This window comes from Infirmifilum tikiterense (assembly GCF_054696565.1).
Genome location: NZ_CP182482.1, coordinates 980,798 through 998,647 on the forward strand (window position 1 = coordinate 980,798; position 17,850 = coordinate 998,647).

Genomic DNA, 17,850 nt, shown 5'->3' on the forward strand with positions numbered 1-17,850 from the left:
CTACACGATTTTTCCCGTGTCGAGGTTTAGAATACTCAGGCCTCGATTGTACTGGTCCTCGTGCCCATCATCTGAAGAGCTAAGGGTTCTGCGGGACCAAGGACTCAGCCTCGTGGTGGACCTAACGGAGAACGAGTGTAGCTACGATGTTCCTCAAGGGGTGGAGAGGCTGGCGTTCCCGATTCCCGATTTTTCGTTCAGGTCCCCAGAGGTTGTTTTCTACAAGGTGGTGGAGCCCGCGAAAAGGGAGGTCGAGAGCGGGGGAACCGTGCTCGTGCACTGCATGGGCGGTATCGGCAGGAGCGGGACCGTTGCAGCGATGCTCTTAGTCATCCTCGACCGAATGACTCTAGATGGAGCGTTAAGCAGGGTCAGGAGGCTCGGGGGAGGCCCCCAGGTTCCTGCCCAAGCCACCGCCCTCCGGTGGTTCGAGAGGAACGTGAGCACAATAGGCTACAGCAAATACCTCAGCTTCTCGGAGCGGATCACGACGCTGGGTGATCGAAGGGCAGACCACGTGTCATCTAGAATCAACCTGGCTCTTGACATCCTAAGTGAGCTAGGTCTCAGCGGCCTCCAACCCGAACAGATCTTCGAGTGCATGATCGATGCTTTGGTAACGGGAACGCAAACCGCCTGCTTACCGTCGAGCTTGGGCGAGGCCGCGGGCGACGTTCTCCGATTGGCGGAGATTGTGGGAAACGTGTTCTACGGGGAAGGACTCTACGTGGGTCTAGAGAAGAGAAACGGCAAGCTGTACCTGCTCTTGAACGGCTTTGTAGCGGCTGGAGAGCTAGCCTCGCGCCTAAGGAGCTTCATAAAGGGGAGTCGCTTCCTAAAGGATCTCATGGACGTTGAGGAAGTGTTTGAGTGAGCGCACTCGGAGCGGTGCCGCTTTCTGACCTCTTTTTCTATGAGCGGAGAAAGTCCCTCCCTCTTCTCAGTCAGTGGTTCCCGGGGTCGGGGTATCGAGCGATAGTGCTCTCCCGCACGGAGCCTGTACTGACGCAAGGGCATGGTTAAGGCTCGGCGGAAGGTTTAAAGAAGCCCTCCGCGAATTAAGCACGTAATGGACTCCAAGTCTAGACCCAACGTCAGAGAGGCGTTGTTCTGGGAGGGGGTTGAGGGGAAGCCCGGGTATGTGCGTTGCAACCTCTGCCACCGCCGTTGTGTAATAGCGCCCGGGCGCTTCGGGGTATGCGGTGTGAGGAGAAACATTGACGGAAGACTCTACACCTACGTTTACGGGCTACTCACCGCAGCAAACCTCGATCCAATCGAGAAAAAGCCGCTCTCACACTTCAACCCCGGTAGCGCCGTTTTCTCCATCTCCACGCCCGGTTGCAACTTCTTCTGCCAGTTCTGCCAGAACTGGGAGATCAGTCAGAGCAGGCTGGAAAAAGGCCTCTACGGGATGCAGTACACGCCTGAACGGGTCGTGAGCGAGGCTCTCCGCTTGGGGGCCGACGGCATATCCTACACCTACAACGAGCCAACGATCTTCTACGAGTTTATGCTGGACACCGCGAAGCTCGCTAAGCGCAGCGGTTTGTTCAACACCATGGTTACGAACGGTTACATGACGCAGGAGGCTTTGCAGGAGCTGAGCAAGTACATGGACGCCGCCACGGTTGACTTCAAGGGAGGCGGCAACCCGGACTTCTACAGGAAGTTCATGGGCGTTCCGGACCCCAGCCCCATCTACGACACCCTACTGGCTATGAAGGAAAAAGGAATGCACGTTGAGATTACTAACCTCGTAGTCCCCCTCGTCGGGGACGATGAGGACGACTTAAAGAAGCTTGCGCGATGGATAGCGGACAACCTGGGCGTCGAGACCCCATTCCACCTCCTGCGCTTCTACCCCCACTACAAGATGATAGACTACCCGCCTACAGATGTCCAGAAACTGGACCAGCTGGCTTCGATCGCAAGGGAGGAGGGCTTGAAGCACGTGTACGTGGGGAACGTGTGGGGCCATCCCCTCGAGCACACCTACTGTCCGAGATGCGGCTACAAGGTAATCGAGAGGAGAGGCTTCTTCATCACCAAGTGGAACTTGACAGACGACAACCGTTGCCCAAGGTGCGGCTACAAGCTGAATATAAGGGGGTCTTATAGAAAGAGGAACTGGGAGTTCGAGTACTTCCTCTAAGAGATCTTCAGCACTAGCCCCCTGCTCTCCTTCTTCCCCGGGATTTCTAAGTGCCTCCAATCAGACGTGCTCGAAACCTTCTTCCCACGCTTGCTCATTATATAGGCGTAGGCGCTGAGGGCCGCGCAGGCCCCCATTCCAGCCGCGATGACTGCCTGCTTGTGGGGCATGCCTGCAACGTCTCCGGCCGCGAACACCCCCGGCCTGCTGGTTTTGCACTCTTTATCGATGATGATCTCGCCGTTCTCGTTTAGCTCGACAAACCCCTTAAGGAACTCTGTCCTCGTAACGTAGCCCATCTCTACAAACACGCCGTCAACCTGCAGAGTCCTGACTTCTCCTGTTCTCTTGTCTCTCACCAGGAGAGCCTCAACCTTCTTAGACCCCCTTACCTCCACGGGAAGGGAGTACGGAACCAGCTCAACGTTTCCTTTGCTGAGGGCCTCCTTTAGTAGCTCCTCGTCATCCAGCGGTTTCTCGCCCGGGAAAACCCAGTAAACCTTGCTCGCGTAGTCGCGGAGCCTTATCACGTTCTCGTAGTTATGTAGCCCCCAACCCACCAGGGCAACAGTTTTGCCACGGTAAAGCGGCGCGTCGCAGATGACACAGTAGGACACGCCCCTTCCCTTGAACTCCTTCTCCCCTGGGACGCCCATCTCCCTGGGCGACTTCCCGAAAGCAAGAACCACAGCGTCAGCTTGAAAAACATTCCCAGTAGCTGTCTTGATGAGGAAGACGCCGTCTCTCTCCTCTATGCCCGTCACCTCATCGAAGACGATCTGTGCGCCGTAAGCGCGCGCCTGCTCCTCTACCTTCTTTATAAGCTCCAGTCCGCTGATGCTCATAAACCCGGGGAAGTTCTGTATCTCTGAAGTTAGGAGAAGCTGCCCGCCTAAGTCAGCGCTAACGACCAGCGTCGAAAGCCTCTGCCTCGCAGCGTACAGGGCTGCGGTCAGGCCTGCTATACCGGCACCAACGATTACGACATCGTACTTCTGCATACGCACTTGCAAGTTAGGAAACACGTTGCCTTATAAAGATAAGGTTAAATCAGGGAAAAGCGAAGACTGGGAGAAAACATTATGCACATTACGCTTGTCGACCTGGACTCAGAGCACCCGGGCCTACTGGCAAGCTACGTCGTTGAGACCGAGAGGAGCCTCCTGGTGTTCGACCCAGGCCCGGCTTCGACCATCGTCTCTCTGTTGAAGCAGCTAGCTGGCAGAGGAGAAAAGAAGGTATACGTATTCGTAACCCACGTTCACCTCGACCACGCGGGCGGTCTAGGGCATCTTCTTGAGCACGTCAAAGTAGAGAGAGTATACGTGCACGAGAGAGGGGTAAAGCACCTACTAGACCCCTCAAGGCTCTGGGAGTCCAGTCTCTCCGTTCTCGGTGAGAGGGCTCTCATCTGGGGTAAGCCGAAACCCGTTGATCCTGAGGCCGTCGAAGGGGTAAGAGGTGGTAGCCGAGTCGAGCTCGACAGTCTCACTGTGGAGGTCGTGAACTGCGAGGGTCACGCAAGCCACCAGGTGTGCTACTACCTTCAGGATGGGACAATTTTCCCAGGCGATGCCCTCGGAGAGGTCTATGACGGGAACGTCCTCTTACTGACACCCCCTCCCTTCCTTGGGAGCGAAGCTCTAGCCACAATCGATCGTATACTCAGGCTCAACCCCGAGCGGCTCGCGCTCCCCCACTACGGAATATATACCCGCGAACACCGGCTCTGCGACCGCTATAAGGCGAAGCTTCTTGAAGCCTTGTGCCTAGCCGCTCTCCACCAGGGTGATGTTAGCAAGCTTCACGAGCACCTAGCTAGGGACGAGGAGTACAGGAGGGGGCTGGAGGTTCTTGAGTCTCGAGACAGGGACCTGGCTAAGGGTTTCCTCGAGAGAAGTATCACCGGTCTAGTAGAGTACGTCTCCCGCTATGGGTGGTACTGCCCCGGCAAAGATTTTAACGCTGCGAGAAAGGGTTAGGTGTGCGTGGTTATGACCAACGTTAGGAGTGCTAAGGGGCTTGCATTGGAGGGGTTGACCGCTCTCACCATTCTAGCGGCTCTTCTCTTCCTCTTCTCAACAGGACTTTGGATATCCATTCCTCAGTCGTCAAGGCTCCAGGTAGGCGATGCCGTGGTCGTGACCCTAGTTGCCCTCTTTATCTACAAGTCCGAGAAACTGGTCCCCCCGCTTGCGGCTGTGGTGTCGCTAGGCCTGCAGATCGACGTTCAAAAGGTTTCGATCGCTCTGCAGGGTTTTATGAGGCTGATCTATCTAGCGGTTGCCTACTTCGCGCTTCGGAGGACAAGTTTGAGTCTGCTAACTATGGCTTTAGACTCTGCGAATGCGGGTGTGGTGTACGATGCGGTCTTCACGGTGCTCATACTCTTTAACGTCTATGATACGGTGAAGAGAGCCGTTAGGTAGGGGCTCTGGCCCCCATCTTCTTCAAATACAGCTCCAAATACGTCTCCCGGACAAGCTCACGGAGACCGAGCCTCTCGGCAACTCTCCTTAAGCCCTCGTCTCCAGCCCCCCGGTCTTCAAGCTCAACAAACTCCCCCAGCCCCTCGACCATGTCCAGCGACACCTCGACATTATCTATCTCGAAGAACTCCCTGCGTTTCGCTAGGCGGGCAACTTCCCGGAAGCCTAGGCTTTCGAAGACCTGAAGCGTTCTTTGGAAGTTGTCTGCCTTTACGACCAGCTCTACTCTGGCTTTAGCCCAGCCTTGCGAGCGGGGTCCCTTATACGTGATCTCTACGCTTTCACCCCGAGACTGGGAAGAGCGTATGAGCCGTACTCGCAGGGCCTCATCCCTCTCAGCGAAGTTCCAGCATGGGTGCTGGAGGTAAACGTCCACCATTTCGACGCTGTCGATCGGCTTCGCGCCCATATCTAAGAGCTTTTTCCTCAGCTCGTTGAGATCCTTACACCTGAACTTAACCTCCAACTCGACATTGCTGGTGCTCATTCCTCTGGGCCTACCACAACTATGTTCTTAAGGTTTTCCGCGAGGTTGTTTATTGTATAAGACAGCTTGAGCAGAGCGGCGGCTGAGTTCATGGCTTTGCACGAGTCTCGCTCCTTGATGGCGTCTGACATTTCCTTTAACGCTTGGGAGATCTCGTCTCTCATTTCCTCGAGGACTTTCTCTGTTCTGCCACGGTACTCGAGGGAGAGAGGCATTGAGGAAACCCTCATGAAGGAGCTCATTGCATCGGCGAGAGTGTACAGAGCGTTGCTCAGCACGTAAAAGTAGCTCTGGTCCGTCAAAATGCCCATCGACAGAAGAACCATCCCCAGGTTCCGCATCTGCTGGGGGTCGATCACGTTGTTTTTAACGTCCCTCGAGGCCTCAGAAAGAATCCTCTCAACGCCTCTCTCTACCTCCATCTGACCACCCTCGTCCGCTTAGCCTCAGACACGAAAACCCTATATGCTCTATAAATCATCTTTTTGGCCCTGTCTATCTCCTCGAGAAACGACTCGACATCCTCCCGCATCCCCTCCTCGGCGCTAACCTCCAAAAGACCCCTGAGGTGCACCTCGCTGACCACGATCTCCAGGGCAACCGCCTGTAGCTCTTCGAGCCTAGCCCCCCTAGCTATAATATCAGCTACTTTGTTGACGAAGTAGCCTTGGGGGCAGGTCCTTCTGGAAGCTCTCTGGCTCATCTCCCGCTAACTGGATCTTTCTCGTATTCCGATAAATACTTTACCTACAGTGACCGGGAGCTTTACATTTTGTCTATGCACGAAATAAAAAGGATATTTTTATTAAACGCTTTTACGACGTGACTCGCAGGGATGCATGAATGTATGCAAGCGAGGCTTCCCTCGGAGCAATAGCGAGAAGTGGTCTCTCCCTGAAGCTGAACCCTAATGAGTGGAAAGTCATCTCAGCTGCAGCGAGGGCGCTCACTGTCTCGAAGATCTCGGAGCTGGCCCCGCTGCCCTACAGCACGGTGATCGACGTTGTGAAAAGGCTCAGCAGGTTAAACATAGGCATATCTTTCGTGCCGCACTTCGACATGATGGGCTTCCAATCGGTCTTCGTGATACTCGAGCAGCGGGAGCTGAAGCAGGTTCCCCTCTACACGCAGGCCGTGTACAAGCTACTCGGGAAGAAGCAGCTCGTAGGAGTTAAGGCGCTGGTCCCCGAGAAGTACGTGCATGACTACGTATCAGCCTTCCGGAGCGAGCCTGTCTACGCCCTAAAAACCTATGAGGTGAAGTACTGGTTGCCTAGCGGGAAGCTCACGAGGTACGTGCCAGGCATCAACGTGGTGGTGCCAACGGCAGAAAAACTGTCTGAGGTTATCGCCGAGTCCAGGGTTCCGGAGAAACCGAAGGAGAGAAAGTGGGTCGACTGGGTGGACTTTACAGTGCTCTACTTCAAGATGAAGTACGCCTACACGAAGCTGAGTGAGATGTCGAACTTAATCAAGGAGGGCTTCAAGATAGAGCCCCCCAGCAGGCAGCTGATGAGCTACCACTACCGCACGCACGTGATCAACCTATGGTCTCACAACAGAGTGATTTTCAGGCTAAACCCAGAGCTCGTACCCTTAAAGCTCTACGTTTTCAGCGGTAAAGAGGGGGAGTCCACGGCCAGAACCCTGATACAGGCTCCCTACATGTACGAGGCACTCGTAGGTGAATCCAGCGCTGTGGTTCTCGGTCAGCCGCCCAGCTACCTCGAACGACTAGTATACGAGATAATATACTTGACGAACCCCGAAATGCCCCTCGGAGCCCTGCTGGTTATCGACGAGCGCGAGTTCCCGTGGCTGTCGACGCGCGTAATCGAGCGCTACAGAACGAGGGGGGAGTTCCCGGACCCCGAGGAAGAATTCTTCCCCAGCTAATCATCTAGATCCGTTTTTACTTTCAGTGTTCACAGCGAAAAAGAGATAAACTCCAAACCAGGTGGGGTATTGAGAGTCACCAGTTCCCACCCCGGTCACGAGGCCGTAGGTGGGTGCCCCGCGCGGCGCGATGAGGCTGAGAGGCGCCGAGGCAAGCCTCGCCGTACAGTCCAAGTAAGCTGGCGGGGCGAGCTGAAGGCGCGGAGCCCATGAGTACCCCGAAGAGGGGGCCTCGGATCAGTGAAGGGGTGGATGTGCCAGGCGCGGTCATACTCATGAGGGTGGATGAAGGAAGCCTGCGCGTAGTGATCCCGGTTGTGCTGAGAGAAGCAGACCCCCTCCAGCTGGCCGGGAAGATTTCCTCAATAGCCTCCGAGCCCGCGTCGGTTGACGTTATAAGATTGGATGGGGGTGTGTTAGGGCTGGAGGTGAGCTACGCTCTCCGCGAGTGCCTGAACTTGAGCTACGTTGAGAGGGTGATCCGCGAAGCTCAAAGTTTTCTCGAAGCAGTAACCAGCGAGTACAAAGCTACGCCTATTGAAGCAGACATCATCGCCTAGCCAACGTTGAGAGGTATTTCTCTGTAAGGCGGCGGACGACTCTACTGTTAACAGCCTTGCCGTGAGGTCGGAGGCCTCCGGAGAAACTCTTGGGAATATGAAGTAGCTCGTGCACTAAAACTTCCACTTGCTTCTCGGCTGGGAGCACGTCGAACTTCTCGGAGATCACTTCGATGACGTAAAGCGGGGGGAGGTTAAACGCGACCTGAAACGACTTCGGGAGCCCGTAAATCCTCGCTGTAGCCGAGCTCTTTGATCCCGTACTCCTTATGAACCTGACATGCTCCAATCTAATCCACTTCATATCCAGCTTCTCGACGATGTCTTTAGCCATGGCTTCCACGTCGCATGCATGCGCGTAGCGAAGTTTCGGCACGATTTACACCCAAAGGGTAGGATTGATCCTGCTTATTTAAGGCCCATCACTAAAGGTCTCCACTTTCTGCACATTAACTTCTTTTTTAGTGAAAGCAAATGTCAAATTTAGTTTCATCCCTTCTAATGCCGCGTGAATCGAATGCTGAAACTTTCACTTAATCGTAGTACGCACAGGCTTCCTTACTCGCTTGAAAAGGCCGGCGACCTCCCTGGGAGTGTAAGGTGCAAGCTACCTCGAAGAGCTCAGAATGGATGAGAGTACTCCCCTAAACTTGTTCACGCGGTTCACTATGGCTAACGCCGTCGTCCTGCCCTGAAACGTGTAATCAGCTAGGAAGCGCAGCTTTACCTTTCCAGGCTCTGCCTCAACCTCAATGTCTTGGTCCGCAGGAACCTGCTCGGGAATCTTCTCGGTATCGACCTCAGCGTATAAAGCTACTCTTACCACGTTTCCCATCGACACGACCTCGGCAGTCATGTACTCGTCTACTGCGAGCACATCCCACCTTTCACCGACTGGTTGCGCAGCCAGCACCCTGTAAAGGTCCTTGAAACCCTCGAGGAGCGTAAACTTTACACCGTCAAGCTCGAAAGTCCTTGCCTCCGACATCCGCGTAAACCTAGTTTAGCATCGTAGCACGTCTCATTAAAACGTTATCTCGTCCGGCTAAGGTATAAAAGCCGCGAATGCTTTGAGCCTCCTGTGCCTGCGCGTAAACGCTACATAGTTAGGTTAGGCGAAGACGGCACCTTAAAGATCCCGGCACCCCTTCTAAACGAGCTAGGGGTAGCGCCCGGCTCGTACGTAACCATTACCCGTGAGGGCTCAAACCTGGTTCTCAGATTTCGGAGCAAGAGAGCACCGCTTAAGCTAGGGCGGCAGGTAACAACAGAGGAGATGGAGAGGTTAATAAAGGAAGCTCTCGATGAGCTGGTGGTGGCCAGATGGGAGACGTAACTAGGCTTGTCGTGGACACGGACATTCTTCTCCACGACACCTTCGAGGACAGCGAGAAGCACGCTGAGGCGTCCGAGCTTCTGGATGATGCAGACAGAGTGTACATGGCATCCATTGTCCTCCACGAGTACTTGTGGTTGCTCCTGACGAAGTTTAAGATAGACCTAGACGTCGTCAGGGAGAAGCTCGAGGAATACTTCGGGGATACGCGCTTCATCTACATCAGCGAGAACAGTGAGGTTTTTCTAAAGGCTCTTGAGTGGATGAAAGAGGACAGCGCAGACCCAACTATGATAAACGACTACATAATCCTAGTCCTCGCCCAGCGCCTCGGCGCGGTCCTAGCCACGTACGACGCCGACCTTAAAGAAATAGCCAAGAGAAGGGGCATACAGGTCATGCCTTGAGCCGCTACTCCTTAATCCTTTGCGGGAAAACCTCTCCGGATCTAAATAGCCCACGGGAAACCGGTTCACCAGGATGATCTGCGGGTAGGTTCCACGGACCTAACGAGAGTAGGGGCTTTAATATGATCGCTGTCTCCTCAAGGGGGGGGCCGCTCATGGGAGGAGGCTACGGTGTGCGCTGAATTCTTCTCATGAACCTTTCGATCCTGTTGAAGGCCTCCTCTAGCACCTCCAGCGGCGGCAGGAACACAAGCCTTACGTGGCCTGCACCCACCGGCCCGAAGCCGGAGCCGTAGACCACGAAGACTTTCTCCTCCAGCAGTAGCCGCCTGGCAAGCTCCTCGTCACTCATGTTAGCCTCTACCCGGGGGAAGGCGTAGAAAGCGCCTGCCGGGGCTACGGGGAGCCGGAACCCCTGGATCTCGTTGAGGCGCTTAAAGGTGAACCTCCTCCTTTCATCCATCTTCCTCCTAACCTCCTCGAGGAACAGTGGCTTCCTCCTGGCGAACCTAGCCAGCGCGACCTGCAATGGCGTGACCGCGGAAAGCCTAGTCATCAGAAAAGCCAGAATAGCTGAGCGGATCTGCGAAACCTTCTCCTCAGGCCCCTTGAGGTACACGTAGCCGAGCCTCCACCCCGTGGCAAGGAAGGTCTTCGAGAAGCCGTTCAGCCCTATCACAACGTTGTCCTTGCTTGCAACCCTAGCGGTGCTCACAAACTCGCCTTCAAAAGTCAACGCGTCGTAGATCTCATCGCTGACGACAGGGATGTCCCACTCCGCGGCTATGTCGAGGATCTCTTTGATAGTCTTCACGGGGTACACAGCGCCAGTGGGGTTGTGCGGGTTGTTCACCACGATGAACTTAACGTTATTGTCTACAAGCCTCCGAAGCTTGTCCGTGTCAGGTACCCATCCCTCCTCTTCTACCAGCGGGTAAAACACCTTGTTCGCGTTGTAGAAGTCTGCGAAGTTTATGTAGAGAGGGTAGCTGGGGTCAGGTATCAGAACCTTCTCGCCGTCGTCCACAAGCGCGGCGAACAGGGCGTTTATACCCTCCGACACGCCGCTCGTCACGAGAACATTCCTGCTCTCAACTTCGACGCCGTTCCACACCTTCTCCTTGTACGCGATCGCCTCCTGTAGCTCACGGACACCTTCCGATGAAGCGTAGTAGTTGTGGTTTTCGAGCATCACGCGGTAGGCCTCCTCGATGAGCTCTCTCGGTGTCTGGAAGTCGTACTTCAGCGGGTCACCTATGTTGAGATAAATGACCTTCTCGCCCCTCTCCTCGAGGCTTCTTGCAAGCGCGTTGTACTTCCTTATAGGGTAGTCCAGCCCGCTTATCCTCTTGGAGAGGCTTACGGCTTTACTCACGTAAAAAAATTGCTGAAAATGATTTATATATCTTCTCTCTGCTAGGGGCAATCAGGCTGGCAGACAGGTTTATTTCACAGGCTAAGCTCTTACAGCCCTGAGGACTGAAAGCTCGATGAAAAAAGAGCACGTGCTGTTAATAGTAGCTACCGCGCTGGTAGCCAACGGCTTACTCGCGTTCATCACGCTCAAGGGTCTAGTACCGCTCCCATCAACGCAACCTCAGGCGCCGAGTTGCCCCTCACCCTCGCTGGTCTACGTGTACGAGAACGAGCAGCAGAAGAACGCGATGGACTCTATCACCTCGGCGTTCAAGTCTATCCTGCAGAGCTACTACGGAATAAACATCATCAACACGCCAGTATGCCCCGTGCAAGCCTCGTCACTGCCCCAGAGACTGCGAGTATACCCTGCGTTGCTCTACAAAGGTGACCTCCCGGCCCTGGCCCAGTTCACCTCCGGGAGCGTAGGCGAATACAGAGTGATCTCCCCCTCGATATCCGCCGTCCTAGCCTACTACCAGGGTGTCAGCCCTAGCTTCGGAGCCACCGCTGAGGCCGTTATTGTCGAGAGCTCAGCGCCTTTCGCGAAAATCAACATCAGCGAGCAGAAGCTCAGGGACCTGCTCACCCAGGTAGCGCTGGCCAACATATCGAAGATCTCGACAGCAAAGCCAGAAGAGTTGGGGGTGCCGTTGCAGACTTTGCCTGCAGTAATCTTCAGATCGGACTTCAACCTCTCAGAGGGGGTGCCGTACCTCGTGAAGCTCCGAGACAACATATACGGTCTTTCAAACAACACTCAGAGCTCCTTGATGGAGTACCTGAACATAGGGGTTTACGAAACTCGTAGCCCACCGCCGAGCCTTCTCGAGAACGGCGTAGCATACGGCGAGAATGCCCCCATTACGCTGTACATCTTGGAGGACTACCACTGCCCCTTCTGCGCAGACCTCATCACGAACATGGGTAGCTACATGCAGTCCCTGGTCAAGGAAAACAGGATTCGCCTGGTCTTCGTAGACCTTATAGTACACCCGGAGGTCACAGACATGCACGCGTTTACGAGGTGCGTTTACAACTACACGAGAGACCCGTCAGCGTACTTCAACATAACCCGTGACCTCTACGCGAGCGGTGTATCGACGACCCTGAGCGACGCCAGGAAAATAGCGTTGAGATACTTGCCGGATACAATCGTGGAGAAAGCCCTCGCTTGTGCCAACAGCACGGTCGCTGAGGTTCAGCTGAACGCCCAGCAACTGTCAAACATGGGGTACACAGGGACTCCCACGCTATTCTTCTGGAACAAGGATAGCGGAAAAGGTCTCGTCGTAACTGGGTGCTTGCAGCTGAAGCCATGCATCACGCAGGAGCAGTTCGCGTCCATACTCTCCTGGCTCGAGTCACAGGGATAGAACCTTGAGGCTTCCCGCTGAAACCCTGCTCATCCTCCTCTTCTTTGCCTTCACGCTTATGCTTGTGATCAGCATAGTTAACATGGCTGCGGCTTTGACAGGCTTCAATAGCCCAGCCCTTCTGGAAGTCTACGCTAGATCCTACTATGCTCTCACCGCTCTTATCATCATTCTACTCTTTTTGCTTCTACTGTCTCTAACCGTGTACTGTCTAGGGAAGCGGTGCACGGAATTTGTAGAAAAACTTATAAAATGGATATTTATCCATTTTCGCGGATGAAACCTAAGGAGATAGCCCTTGCGGCTACTTTTACTTCACTCAGCGTCGCGTTCCGGGTTTCAAAGAATGCTGTAACCGCTGTACAGTTCATAAACATCCCTCTGGCCTTTGCCTTCGTCTCTTCAGTTCTATTTGGAGCACGGGTCGGCTTCCTGGTGGGTTTTCTGTCGTATGCGCTTTCAGACCTCCTTATTTTCCCCGGAGCTTGGACGCTCGTGAACGCTACTCTTGCAGGGCTTTTCGCCTCTCTCTATAGGTGGGTTTACCACCCAGGTGCTGGGAAAACTTTCAACTTTGTTGCAACATATATACTCGTATTCTTGTTTGACATACTTACTTCGGCCATCCTCTATGTACTCTTTGGGGTTGGTCCACTTGAAGCATTTCTTACAGGCCTCGTTGGGGAGTTTCTCCCGGTAATGGGAGGCTACCTTGTGGGGGTAGGCCCGCTCACCGAAGGCTCCACGTCGCTTTTAGCAGTGCTGCTGATAGAGGAGTTATCAAAGAGGAAAGTTTAAATAATGGATAAACAACCAACACTCTTGTGTCGCAGAAAAGGCTGAGCATTCTGCTCTTAGTGCTGCTGATCTGGGCGATCGTTGCAACAAGCGTGGCCAGCTACCTCTACCTGGAGAACAGCTACCTCAGACGCGAAGTCGGGTCGCTGGGGGGCAAGGTGATTCTCGTCAACGTAGGGATAGACTACGGGAACGGGACGTTGGTGTGGTTTAACAGCACCCCGTTACCTCGCGGATCCACGGCACTAACAGCTCTCGTGAGCGTCGCCAAGGTGGAGTACAAGCTGTCGTCCATGGGGGCGTACGTCACGTCTGTGAACTCTGTTCAAGAGAAGATAGTGTCCCAGAACGAAGGGTACTCGTGGATGTGGTACAGGTTCGATGAAGCCAAGAGGGCGCTCGTGGCGGGCGAGGTCGCCGCTGATAGGTATAAATTGGCGAGCGGGGAGACGATAGTCTGGAGGTATGAGCACTGGAAGTTCTAAAGAGCATGTACTAGTACTACTTTTTCTCTACTTCTCAAAGTCGTTTATCGGAAGAGCACAACTCTCCGAGGAGCTGGGAATAGGGGAGGGCAAGGTTAGGAGGATTCTCCTGGAGCTCTCTCAGGCAGGTTTCGTGGAAAAGAGGAGAGCTGGGGTTAGGATCTCCCCCAAGGGCATGGAGGCTGTTGAACGCGCCTTGCTGAGCAGAGGCGTGTCGTCTTTTTTCCTCAGCGACGCGCGGGAGCTTAACGCGAACGTAGCCGTTGTAGCTATAGCTAGAGCCCCCCGCACAGCGTCTCTAAATGTCCTCGGGATGAGGGATGATGCGGTTAGGGGTGGCGCGCAGGGCGCTGTGATCTCGGTGTACCGAAACGGTTCCCTGGAGCTCCCCCCAGCGGGTATCGACCTCTGCGTTTACGCGAGCAACCTCTGCCGCGAGATCACAAGGAGGAGATCCCTCAGCGAGAACTCCTTGATCATCGCAGCCTTCGCCCACAGACTCGCAGATGCTCTGTCCGGGCTCCTGAGCCTTCTCTACGGAAGGCACTACTCCGAGCTGAGCCAGGACCTTACCACCGAAGGAACCTCTGAGACAGAGTTGACGTAAGCGTCGGCGCTATCCGACCTGTACTTCGCTACCCTCAGGACCTGAATCGCCCTTATTCCAACCTTCTTCGCCCCCAGAACGTCGGCAACAGGGTCATCGCCGACGTGCACGCACATCGAGGGCTCTTGACCTGCTAGCCAGCAGGCGACCCTGAAGATCTCCTCGGAAGGTTTTCTCCAGCCAAAAGCCTGCGATGCTACCAGGACGTCAACGTAGTCTAGAAGCCCGACTTCCGCGAGTCTACGAGACACTATCTCATAGCTACCAACGTTCGTTATCACCCCGAGCAGTAAACCCATCTCCTTCAGCTTCGAAAAGACCTCTTCAGCGCAAGGCTCGAGCCTGAAGCCCTCTACATACGACTCGAGGACCCTAGCGTAAAGCCCCTCAGCCAGAACCGGTCTAGGAGTCGCACCGAGCTTGCGCAAAAAGAGCATCGCCCTTGCCAGGTCCCAAAGCTCAACGTCGCGCCACGAGTCGCCGACCCCGTTCCACAGGCTTAAAACCTTTTCTCGCTCCACCCGAAGCCCAAGCTTCTCCTCCACAAAGCTCGCTAAGTTCCTCGAAAGAGCCTCCTCGAAGCCCACGTCGTAGACCAGAGTGCCGCCCATATCGAAGAAGACGGCCTTTACCTTTTGAACCATCGTAGTCTCCACTTCCTGCGCACACAGGAATATATAGCTTCATCTCTTACTCCCTCTGCCCCCGCCGAGCCCCTGGCTCGACGTTACATTTCCCCTCGTCCCCTGCACTCGATCCACGGGTTCTGTAAGGCTCGTGCTGTGTTGTCTCTCAGGAGACAGAGGTGCACCCCGTTGCCGACTACAGCCTCACCGACCAGGCGGGCTTGCGTAACCTCTCCATAGCCCCTCGCTATGCGCTGGGCGCGGCCTTAACGGTAATCCTTAATACGACCTTTTAGCTCATAAAGGAAGGCTTGAAACAGTTATGGACAAGTTTCGCGAATCTCCCTCGAAGCTCGTGGCCAGCGGGAAAATAAAGGCCCTCTTCTCTGAGGAGGGCGACGTGCTTTACCTTGATATCGACGGAAGCGTGTATGAGGGGGTAGGCGACACTGTTCCCGTTCCCCTCTGGAGGCTGAGAAGGCTGAGGCTCAAGGAGATACCCCCTGGCGTCTACATAGAGCCGGTTGAGAGAATACAGGAGAACATAGTCTACACGCTGAGGTACTCCTCAAGGCTTTTCTTCGATGTGAAGATTGGGAAAGGCCACGCGCGCGTCGAGCTAAACGAGTGGCCTCAAACGTGGGAGAGCTACATCGGCTTCTACGCCTACATGGAGGCTCTGTCCGCGGTACTGGAGGAGGCGGAAGACGCTGGCTACATCAGCGAGCTCTACGTGGACTTCGCCGAGGACTCGCTCTACGTCTCGTTTAACATAGACCTGCCCGAGGAGGCAACCATACTCAGAGCGATTGAGGTTGTCAGGAAAGTGTTGTTTCAGATAGAGCGCGAGGCGGAGTATCAGGCTGCGCTCCTAGCACTGAGGGAAGCGAAGAGGATTCTGAGGAGGAGTGGGCGCTCCCGAGGGGTAACGGGTATCCTAGAACGCCTCGAGGAAATCTACGGCAAATACAACCTTTAAAAAAAATTCTCTGAAAAAGTTTTCTAAAACCTAGAGAATCGAAACATATATTTTACACAGACCCCTCCTACAAGCCGAAAAAGATGCTCGACGACAAGGACATCGCGATCCTGGAAGCTCTTCAGGAAAACGCTAGGCTCACGATAAAGGAGCTGAGCAAGAAGATAGGATCCCCTATAACCACCGTACACGCCCGGCTGAAGAGGCTCGAGAAAGAGGGGTACATAAAAGCCTACCGGGCTGTCTTAGACCCAAAGAAGCTCGGCTTCCCGACAGTCGCCTTCATATTCGTAAGCTTCGCTAGGACGCAGGGGATCGACCAGAGGAAGGTTGCGGAGGTGATTTCAAGGTTCCCCGAGGTGCAGGAAGTTCACATAATCACGGGTGAGTGGGACATACTCGTGAAAGTCAGGGTTGAAAGCGTGGACGAGCTGGGGGACTTCGTTGTGAGTAAGCTGAGAAACGTGGAGGGCGTGGAAAAGACATATACCTCTGTTGTCCTTGAGAGCGTGAAGGAGACCACGAAGCTGCCTGTGAGCTACAAGTGGGGTGCCAGGGAATGGCAAAAATCTACCTCGCAGCTCCCATGAGAGGAGTGAGGGGGGCGCTGAAGGAGGTTCGGGAGCTCATCGAGCTCCTGGAAGCTAGAGGGCACACTGTCCTGACCAAGCACGTCGCAGACGAGACGCTCGACACGGACAAGGGGCTCACGCACGAGGAAGTTTTCAAGAGGGACGTGAAGCTGCTTGACGACTCAGATCTCTTAATCGCGGAGGTCTCTTATCCCAGCCTAGGCGTTGGGTTCGAGATAGCTTACGCGCTGCTAAAGGGGAAGAAGACGGTGGCGCTTGTGAAGCGCGAGAGGGCGGATAGCCTGTCGTCTCTTATACGTGGCATCACGTGGGAGAACTTCCGCCTCGTGGAGTACGAGCACCCCCGGGAAGCCTTAGAGAGGCTGGTAGCTGAAGGCGTAGTATAGAGGTGCTGAGCCTTGAAGGTGGGTCTAGTGCTTCTGGAGAACGTTTCAAACCCCTCTTCAGCCCTCAGGTGGCTTACGGGCTACCTGAAAGCTATAGGTGTGGAGGTCAGCCACTACGTGTTGAAGAGCGGGGAGCTGGGAAGAATCCGAGCCTTTTTAAGCGAGAACGACGCGCTACTAGTCGTCGGAGGAGCGGGTTACCGGGAAGTCGTCGAGAAAATAGCGGAGGCTCTGGGGTTAGGCGTCGAGGTGAACAGCGAAGCGCTTGAGAGAGTCCGAATGTACTACTCAGACAGCGTGAACGTCCCAGGGGATCTCGAGGAAAAGGCCACAGTCCCGGAATTCAGCTACATAGTCCCCAACGAGAGGGGGCCAGTACCCGGCTTCGTGGCGTTCAGCCTGATGGATGACAAGTTCATCGCAGCCACTCCGCCTAGGTTCGAGGAGGCCGTTGAGTGCTTTGAGATGGGTATACAGGACTTCTTCCGGGAGAAAACGGGCAAAAAGTACTCCCTGACCTTCACCCTCAGCTTCGACGGGGCGGTAGAGGAGGCTGAAAAGCTGGTTCAGGAGCTTTCAAGCCAGGCGGAGGGCGCGTTCATCAGGCTCGACGCTAGGTTCATGGGGCGTAAAGGCGTCCCAGTGGTCTTCACCCTCTACGCCACCACGCCGGAGGAGCTCTCGGACAAGATGACCGCCCTCGAGAGCAAAGCCGCCGAGATCGCCGGGAAGCTGGGCAGATCTTTTGTTGAAAAAGCCCCAGAAGTAGGCGGCGAGGAGCTTTAGTCGCAAGGCTTTACAAGGTGCACGCCTATTATTGAAGCGATGAAAGTCATAGATACACGCGAGTACAAAAGCCGATGGAGCATTGTGTTCACCGACGACGAGTGCTGGAGAGCGGGGATATACGTTCCAGAAAACGCCTCCCTGGAAGAGGTTGTCGTCCTCGAAAAGCACGACCGACCAGAGCTCTTCATACTTCTCGACGGGGAGATAAACTTGGTTCTCTCAGAAGATGGCGTCGAAGTGAAGGAGGTGCAGATGGAACAGGGTAAGGTTTACGTCGTCGAGGAGTGGCACAACGCCTACAGGCCCGGAAACAGGCCGGGAAGAGCTCTCGTAATCGAGGCCGCGAACATCCAAACAGAGTACCTCTCGATCCCGCCTCTCTCCCCCTGCCGAGAAACGGGAGATAACTTTTGAGAACGTTTTTCTACCTATGCTTTTTTGAAAACGTCTCACCTTGCCCGACAA

Annotated in this window: 25 protein-coding genes; 17 read left to right on the forward strand and 8 right to left on the reverse strand. The window is 54.8% G+C overall.

Going from position 1 to position 17,850, the window contains the following annotated elements; all coding sequences use genetic code 11:
• The first annotated feature begins 16 nt into the window (after nt 1–16).
• Nucleotides 17–874 (forward strand): protein-tyrosine phosphatase family protein, encoded by an 858-nt coding sequence (locus ACNO7C_RS05435; RefSeq protein ID WP_460024106.1) that lies wholly within the window; start codon nt 17–19, stop codon nt 872–874.
• A gap of 195 nt (nt 875–1,069) precedes the next feature.
• Nucleotides 1,070–2,155: an AmmeMemoRadiSam system radical SAM enzyme gene (gene amrS, locus ACNO7C_RS05440; protein WP_460024107.1), complete on the forward strand. Its 1,086-nt coding sequence runs from the start codon at nt 1,070–1,072 to the stop codon at nt 2,153–2,155.
• Here amrS and ACNO7C_RS05445 read toward each other — a convergent pair.
• Nucleotides 2,152–3,156 (reverse strand): NAD(P)/FAD-dependent oxidoreductase, encoded by a 1,005-nt coding sequence (locus ACNO7C_RS05445; RefSeq protein WP_460024108.1) that lies wholly within the window; start codon nt 3,154–3,156, stop codon nt 2,152–2,154. The genes amrS and ACNO7C_RS05445 overlap by 4 nt on opposite strands.
• A gap of 81 nt (nt 3,157–3,237) precedes the next feature.
• Here ACNO7C_RS05445 and ACNO7C_RS05450 point away from each other — a divergent pair, with 81 nt between their 5' ends.
• Complete coding sequence (locus tag ACNO7C_RS05450) at nt 3,238–4,137, forward strand: MBL fold metallo-hydrolase (protein WP_460024109.1); 900 nt, start codon at nt 3,238–3,240, stop codon at nt 4,135–4,137.
• 12 nt (nt 4,138–4,149) lie between these two features.
• Nucleotides 4,150–4,584: a hypothetical protein gene (locus ACNO7C_RS05455; RefSeq protein ID WP_460024110.1), complete on the forward strand. Its 435-nt coding sequence runs from the start codon at nt 4,150–4,152 to the stop codon at nt 4,582–4,584.
• Here the strand turns inward: ACNO7C_RS05455 and cyaB are convergent.
• The 3 genes from cyaB to ACNO7C_RS05470 are packed head-to-tail and all read right to left on the reverse strand — an operon-like array spanning nt 4,577 to nt 5,834.
• Nucleotides 4,577–5,131, reverse strand: coding sequence for a class IV adenylate cyclase (gene cyaB / locus ACNO7C_RS05460; protein WP_460024111.1), 555 nt, complete (start codon nt 5,129–5,131; stop codon nt 4,577–4,579). The two genes, ACNO7C_RS05455 and cyaB, sit on opposite strands and share 8 nt — an antisense overlap.
• Nucleotides 5,128–5,553 carry a hypothetical protein gene (locus ACNO7C_RS05465; RefSeq protein ID WP_460024112.1) on the reverse strand — a complete coding sequence of 142 codons (426 nt, stop codon included), beginning with the start codon at nt 5,551–5,553 and terminating at the stop codon, nt 5,128–5,130. The genes cyaB and ACNO7C_RS05465 overlap by 4 nt, the downstream gene beginning before the upstream one ends.
• Entirely contained in the window at nt 5,544–5,834 is a 291-nt protein-coding gene (locus ACNO7C_RS05470; RefSeq protein ID WP_460024113.1) for a hypothetical protein, read from the reverse strand. The genes ACNO7C_RS05465 and ACNO7C_RS05470 overlap by 10 nt, the downstream gene beginning before the upstream one ends.
• Before the next feature lie 140 nt (nt 5,835–5,974).
• On the opposite strand from ACNO7C_RS05470, the gene ACNO7C_RS05475 reads away from it, so the two are divergent.
• Entirely contained in the window at nt 5,975–7,027 is a 1,053-nt protein-coding gene (locus ACNO7C_RS05475; RefSeq protein ID WP_460024114.1) for a hypothetical protein, read from the forward strand.
• A gap of 209 nt (nt 7,028–7,236) precedes the next feature.
• Complete coding sequence (locus ACNO7C_RS05480) at nt 7,237–7,587, forward strand: hypothetical protein (RefSeq protein WP_460024115.1); 351 nt, start codon at nt 7,237–7,239, stop codon at nt 7,585–7,587.
• Here ACNO7C_RS05480 and ACNO7C_RS05485 read toward each other — a convergent pair.
• On the reverse strand, nt 7,577–7,963 hold the full coding sequence (locus tag ACNO7C_RS05485) for a putative metallopeptidase (protein ID WP_460024116.1): 387 nt from the start codon (nt 7,961–7,963) through the stop codon (nt 7,577–7,579). The two genes, ACNO7C_RS05480 and ACNO7C_RS05485, sit on opposite strands and share 11 nt — an antisense overlap.
• Before the next feature lie 231 nt (nt 7,964–8,194).
• Complete coding sequence (locus tag ACNO7C_RS05490; RefSeq protein ID WP_460024117.1) at nt 8,195–8,575, reverse strand: hypothetical protein; 381 nt, start codon at nt 8,573–8,575, stop codon at nt 8,195–8,197.
• Between the two features lie 93 nt (nt 8,576–8,668).
• Here ACNO7C_RS05490 and ACNO7C_RS05495 point away from each other — a divergent pair, with 93 nt between their 5' ends.
• Together ACNO7C_RS05495 and ACNO7C_RS05500 are read left to right on the forward strand one after the other, a co-directional pair.
• The gene (locus ACNO7C_RS05495) at nt 8,669–8,923 is read left to right on the forward strand and encodes a hypothetical protein (RefSeq protein ID WP_318537759.1); all 255 of its coding nucleotides are present in this window, start codon (nt 8,669–8,671) and stop codon (nt 8,921–8,923) included.
• Entirely contained in the window at nt 8,911–9,330 is a 420-nt protein-coding gene (locus tag ACNO7C_RS05500) for a PIN domain-containing protein (protein ID WP_460024118.1), read from the forward strand. Before ACNO7C_RS05495 ends, ACNO7C_RS05500 begins: the two co-directional genes overlap by 13 nt.
• Nucleotides 9,331–9,496: 166 nt before the next feature.
• Here the strand turns inward: ACNO7C_RS05500 and ACNO7C_RS05505 are convergent, their stop codons facing one another.
• Nucleotides 9,497–10,705 (reverse strand): aminotransferase class I/II-fold pyridoxal phosphate-dependent enzyme, encoded by a 1,209-nt coding sequence (locus ACNO7C_RS05505; protein ID WP_460024119.1) that lies wholly within the window; start codon nt 10,703–10,705, stop codon nt 9,497–9,499.
• A 115-nt stretch (nt 10,706–10,820) separates the two neighbouring features.
• Between ACNO7C_RS05505 and ACNO7C_RS05510 the strand changes: the two genes are divergently transcribed.
• From ACNO7C_RS05510 to ACNO7C_RS05525, 4 genes are all read left to right on the forward strand, one after another.
• Entirely contained in the window at nt 10,821–12,122 is a 1,302-nt protein-coding gene (locus ACNO7C_RS05510; protein ID WP_460024120.1) for a DsbA family protein, read from the forward strand.
• A gap of 276 nt (nt 12,123–12,398) precedes the next feature.
• Nucleotides 12,399–12,920, forward strand: coding sequence for an ECF transporter S component (locus ACNO7C_RS05515; protein WP_460024121.1), 522 nt, complete (start codon nt 12,399–12,401; stop codon nt 12,918–12,920).
• Between the two features lie 26 nt (nt 12,921–12,946).
• On the forward strand, nt 12,947–13,405 hold the full coding sequence (locus tag ACNO7C_RS05520; RefSeq protein ID WP_460024122.1) for a DUF4430 domain-containing protein: 459 nt from the start codon (nt 12,947–12,949) through the stop codon (nt 13,403–13,405).
• Nucleotides 13,386–14,012, forward strand: a complete 627-nt coding sequence (locus tag ACNO7C_RS05525) for a DUF4443 domain-containing protein (RefSeq protein ID WP_460024123.1) — start codon at nt 13,386–13,388, stop codon at nt 14,010–14,012. Before ACNO7C_RS05520 ends, ACNO7C_RS05525 begins: the two co-directional genes overlap by 20 nt.
• Here the strand turns inward: ACNO7C_RS05525 and ACNO7C_RS05530 are convergent.
• A complete protein-coding gene (locus tag ACNO7C_RS05530; protein WP_460024124.1) occupies nt 13,952–14,656 on the reverse strand; it encodes an HAD family hydrolase in 705 nt (234 codons plus the stop codon). The genes ACNO7C_RS05525 and ACNO7C_RS05530 overlap by 61 nt on opposite strands.
• 304 nt (nt 14,657–14,960) lie before the next feature.
• Here ACNO7C_RS05530 and ACNO7C_RS05535 point away from each other — a divergent pair, with 304 nt between their 5' ends.
• From ACNO7C_RS05535 to ACNO7C_RS05555, 5 genes are all read left to right on the forward strand, one after another.
• Complete coding sequence (locus ACNO7C_RS05535; RefSeq protein ID WP_460024125.1) at nt 14,961–15,617, forward strand: hypothetical protein; 657 nt, start codon at nt 14,961–14,963, stop codon at nt 15,615–15,617.
• Nucleotides 15,618–15,700: 83 nt separating this feature from the next.
• The gene (locus ACNO7C_RS05540) at nt 15,701–16,207 is read left to right on the forward strand and encodes an Lrp/AsnC family transcriptional regulator (protein WP_460024126.1); all 507 of its coding nucleotides are present in this window, start codon (nt 15,701–15,703) and stop codon (nt 16,205–16,207) included.
• A complete protein-coding gene (locus ACNO7C_RS05545; protein WP_460024127.1) occupies nt 16,177–16,596 on the forward strand; it encodes a nucleoside 2-deoxyribosyltransferase in 420 nt (139 codons plus the stop codon). The genes ACNO7C_RS05540 and ACNO7C_RS05545 overlap by 31 nt, the downstream gene beginning before the upstream one ends.
• 12 nt (nt 16,597–16,608) lie before the next feature.
• Nucleotides 16,609–17,382: a molybdopterin-binding domain-containing protein gene (locus ACNO7C_RS05550; protein ID WP_460024128.1), complete on the forward strand. Its 774-nt coding sequence runs from the start codon at nt 16,609–16,611 to the stop codon at nt 17,380–17,382.
• A 39-nt stretch (nt 17,383–17,421) separates the two neighbouring features.
• Nucleotides 17,422–17,799 carry a hypothetical protein gene (locus ACNO7C_RS05555; protein ID WP_460024129.1) on the forward strand — a complete coding sequence of 126 codons (378 nt, stop codon included), beginning with the start codon at nt 17,422–17,424 and terminating at the stop codon, nt 17,797–17,799.
• Nucleotides 17,800–17,850: the final 51 nt, after the last annotated feature.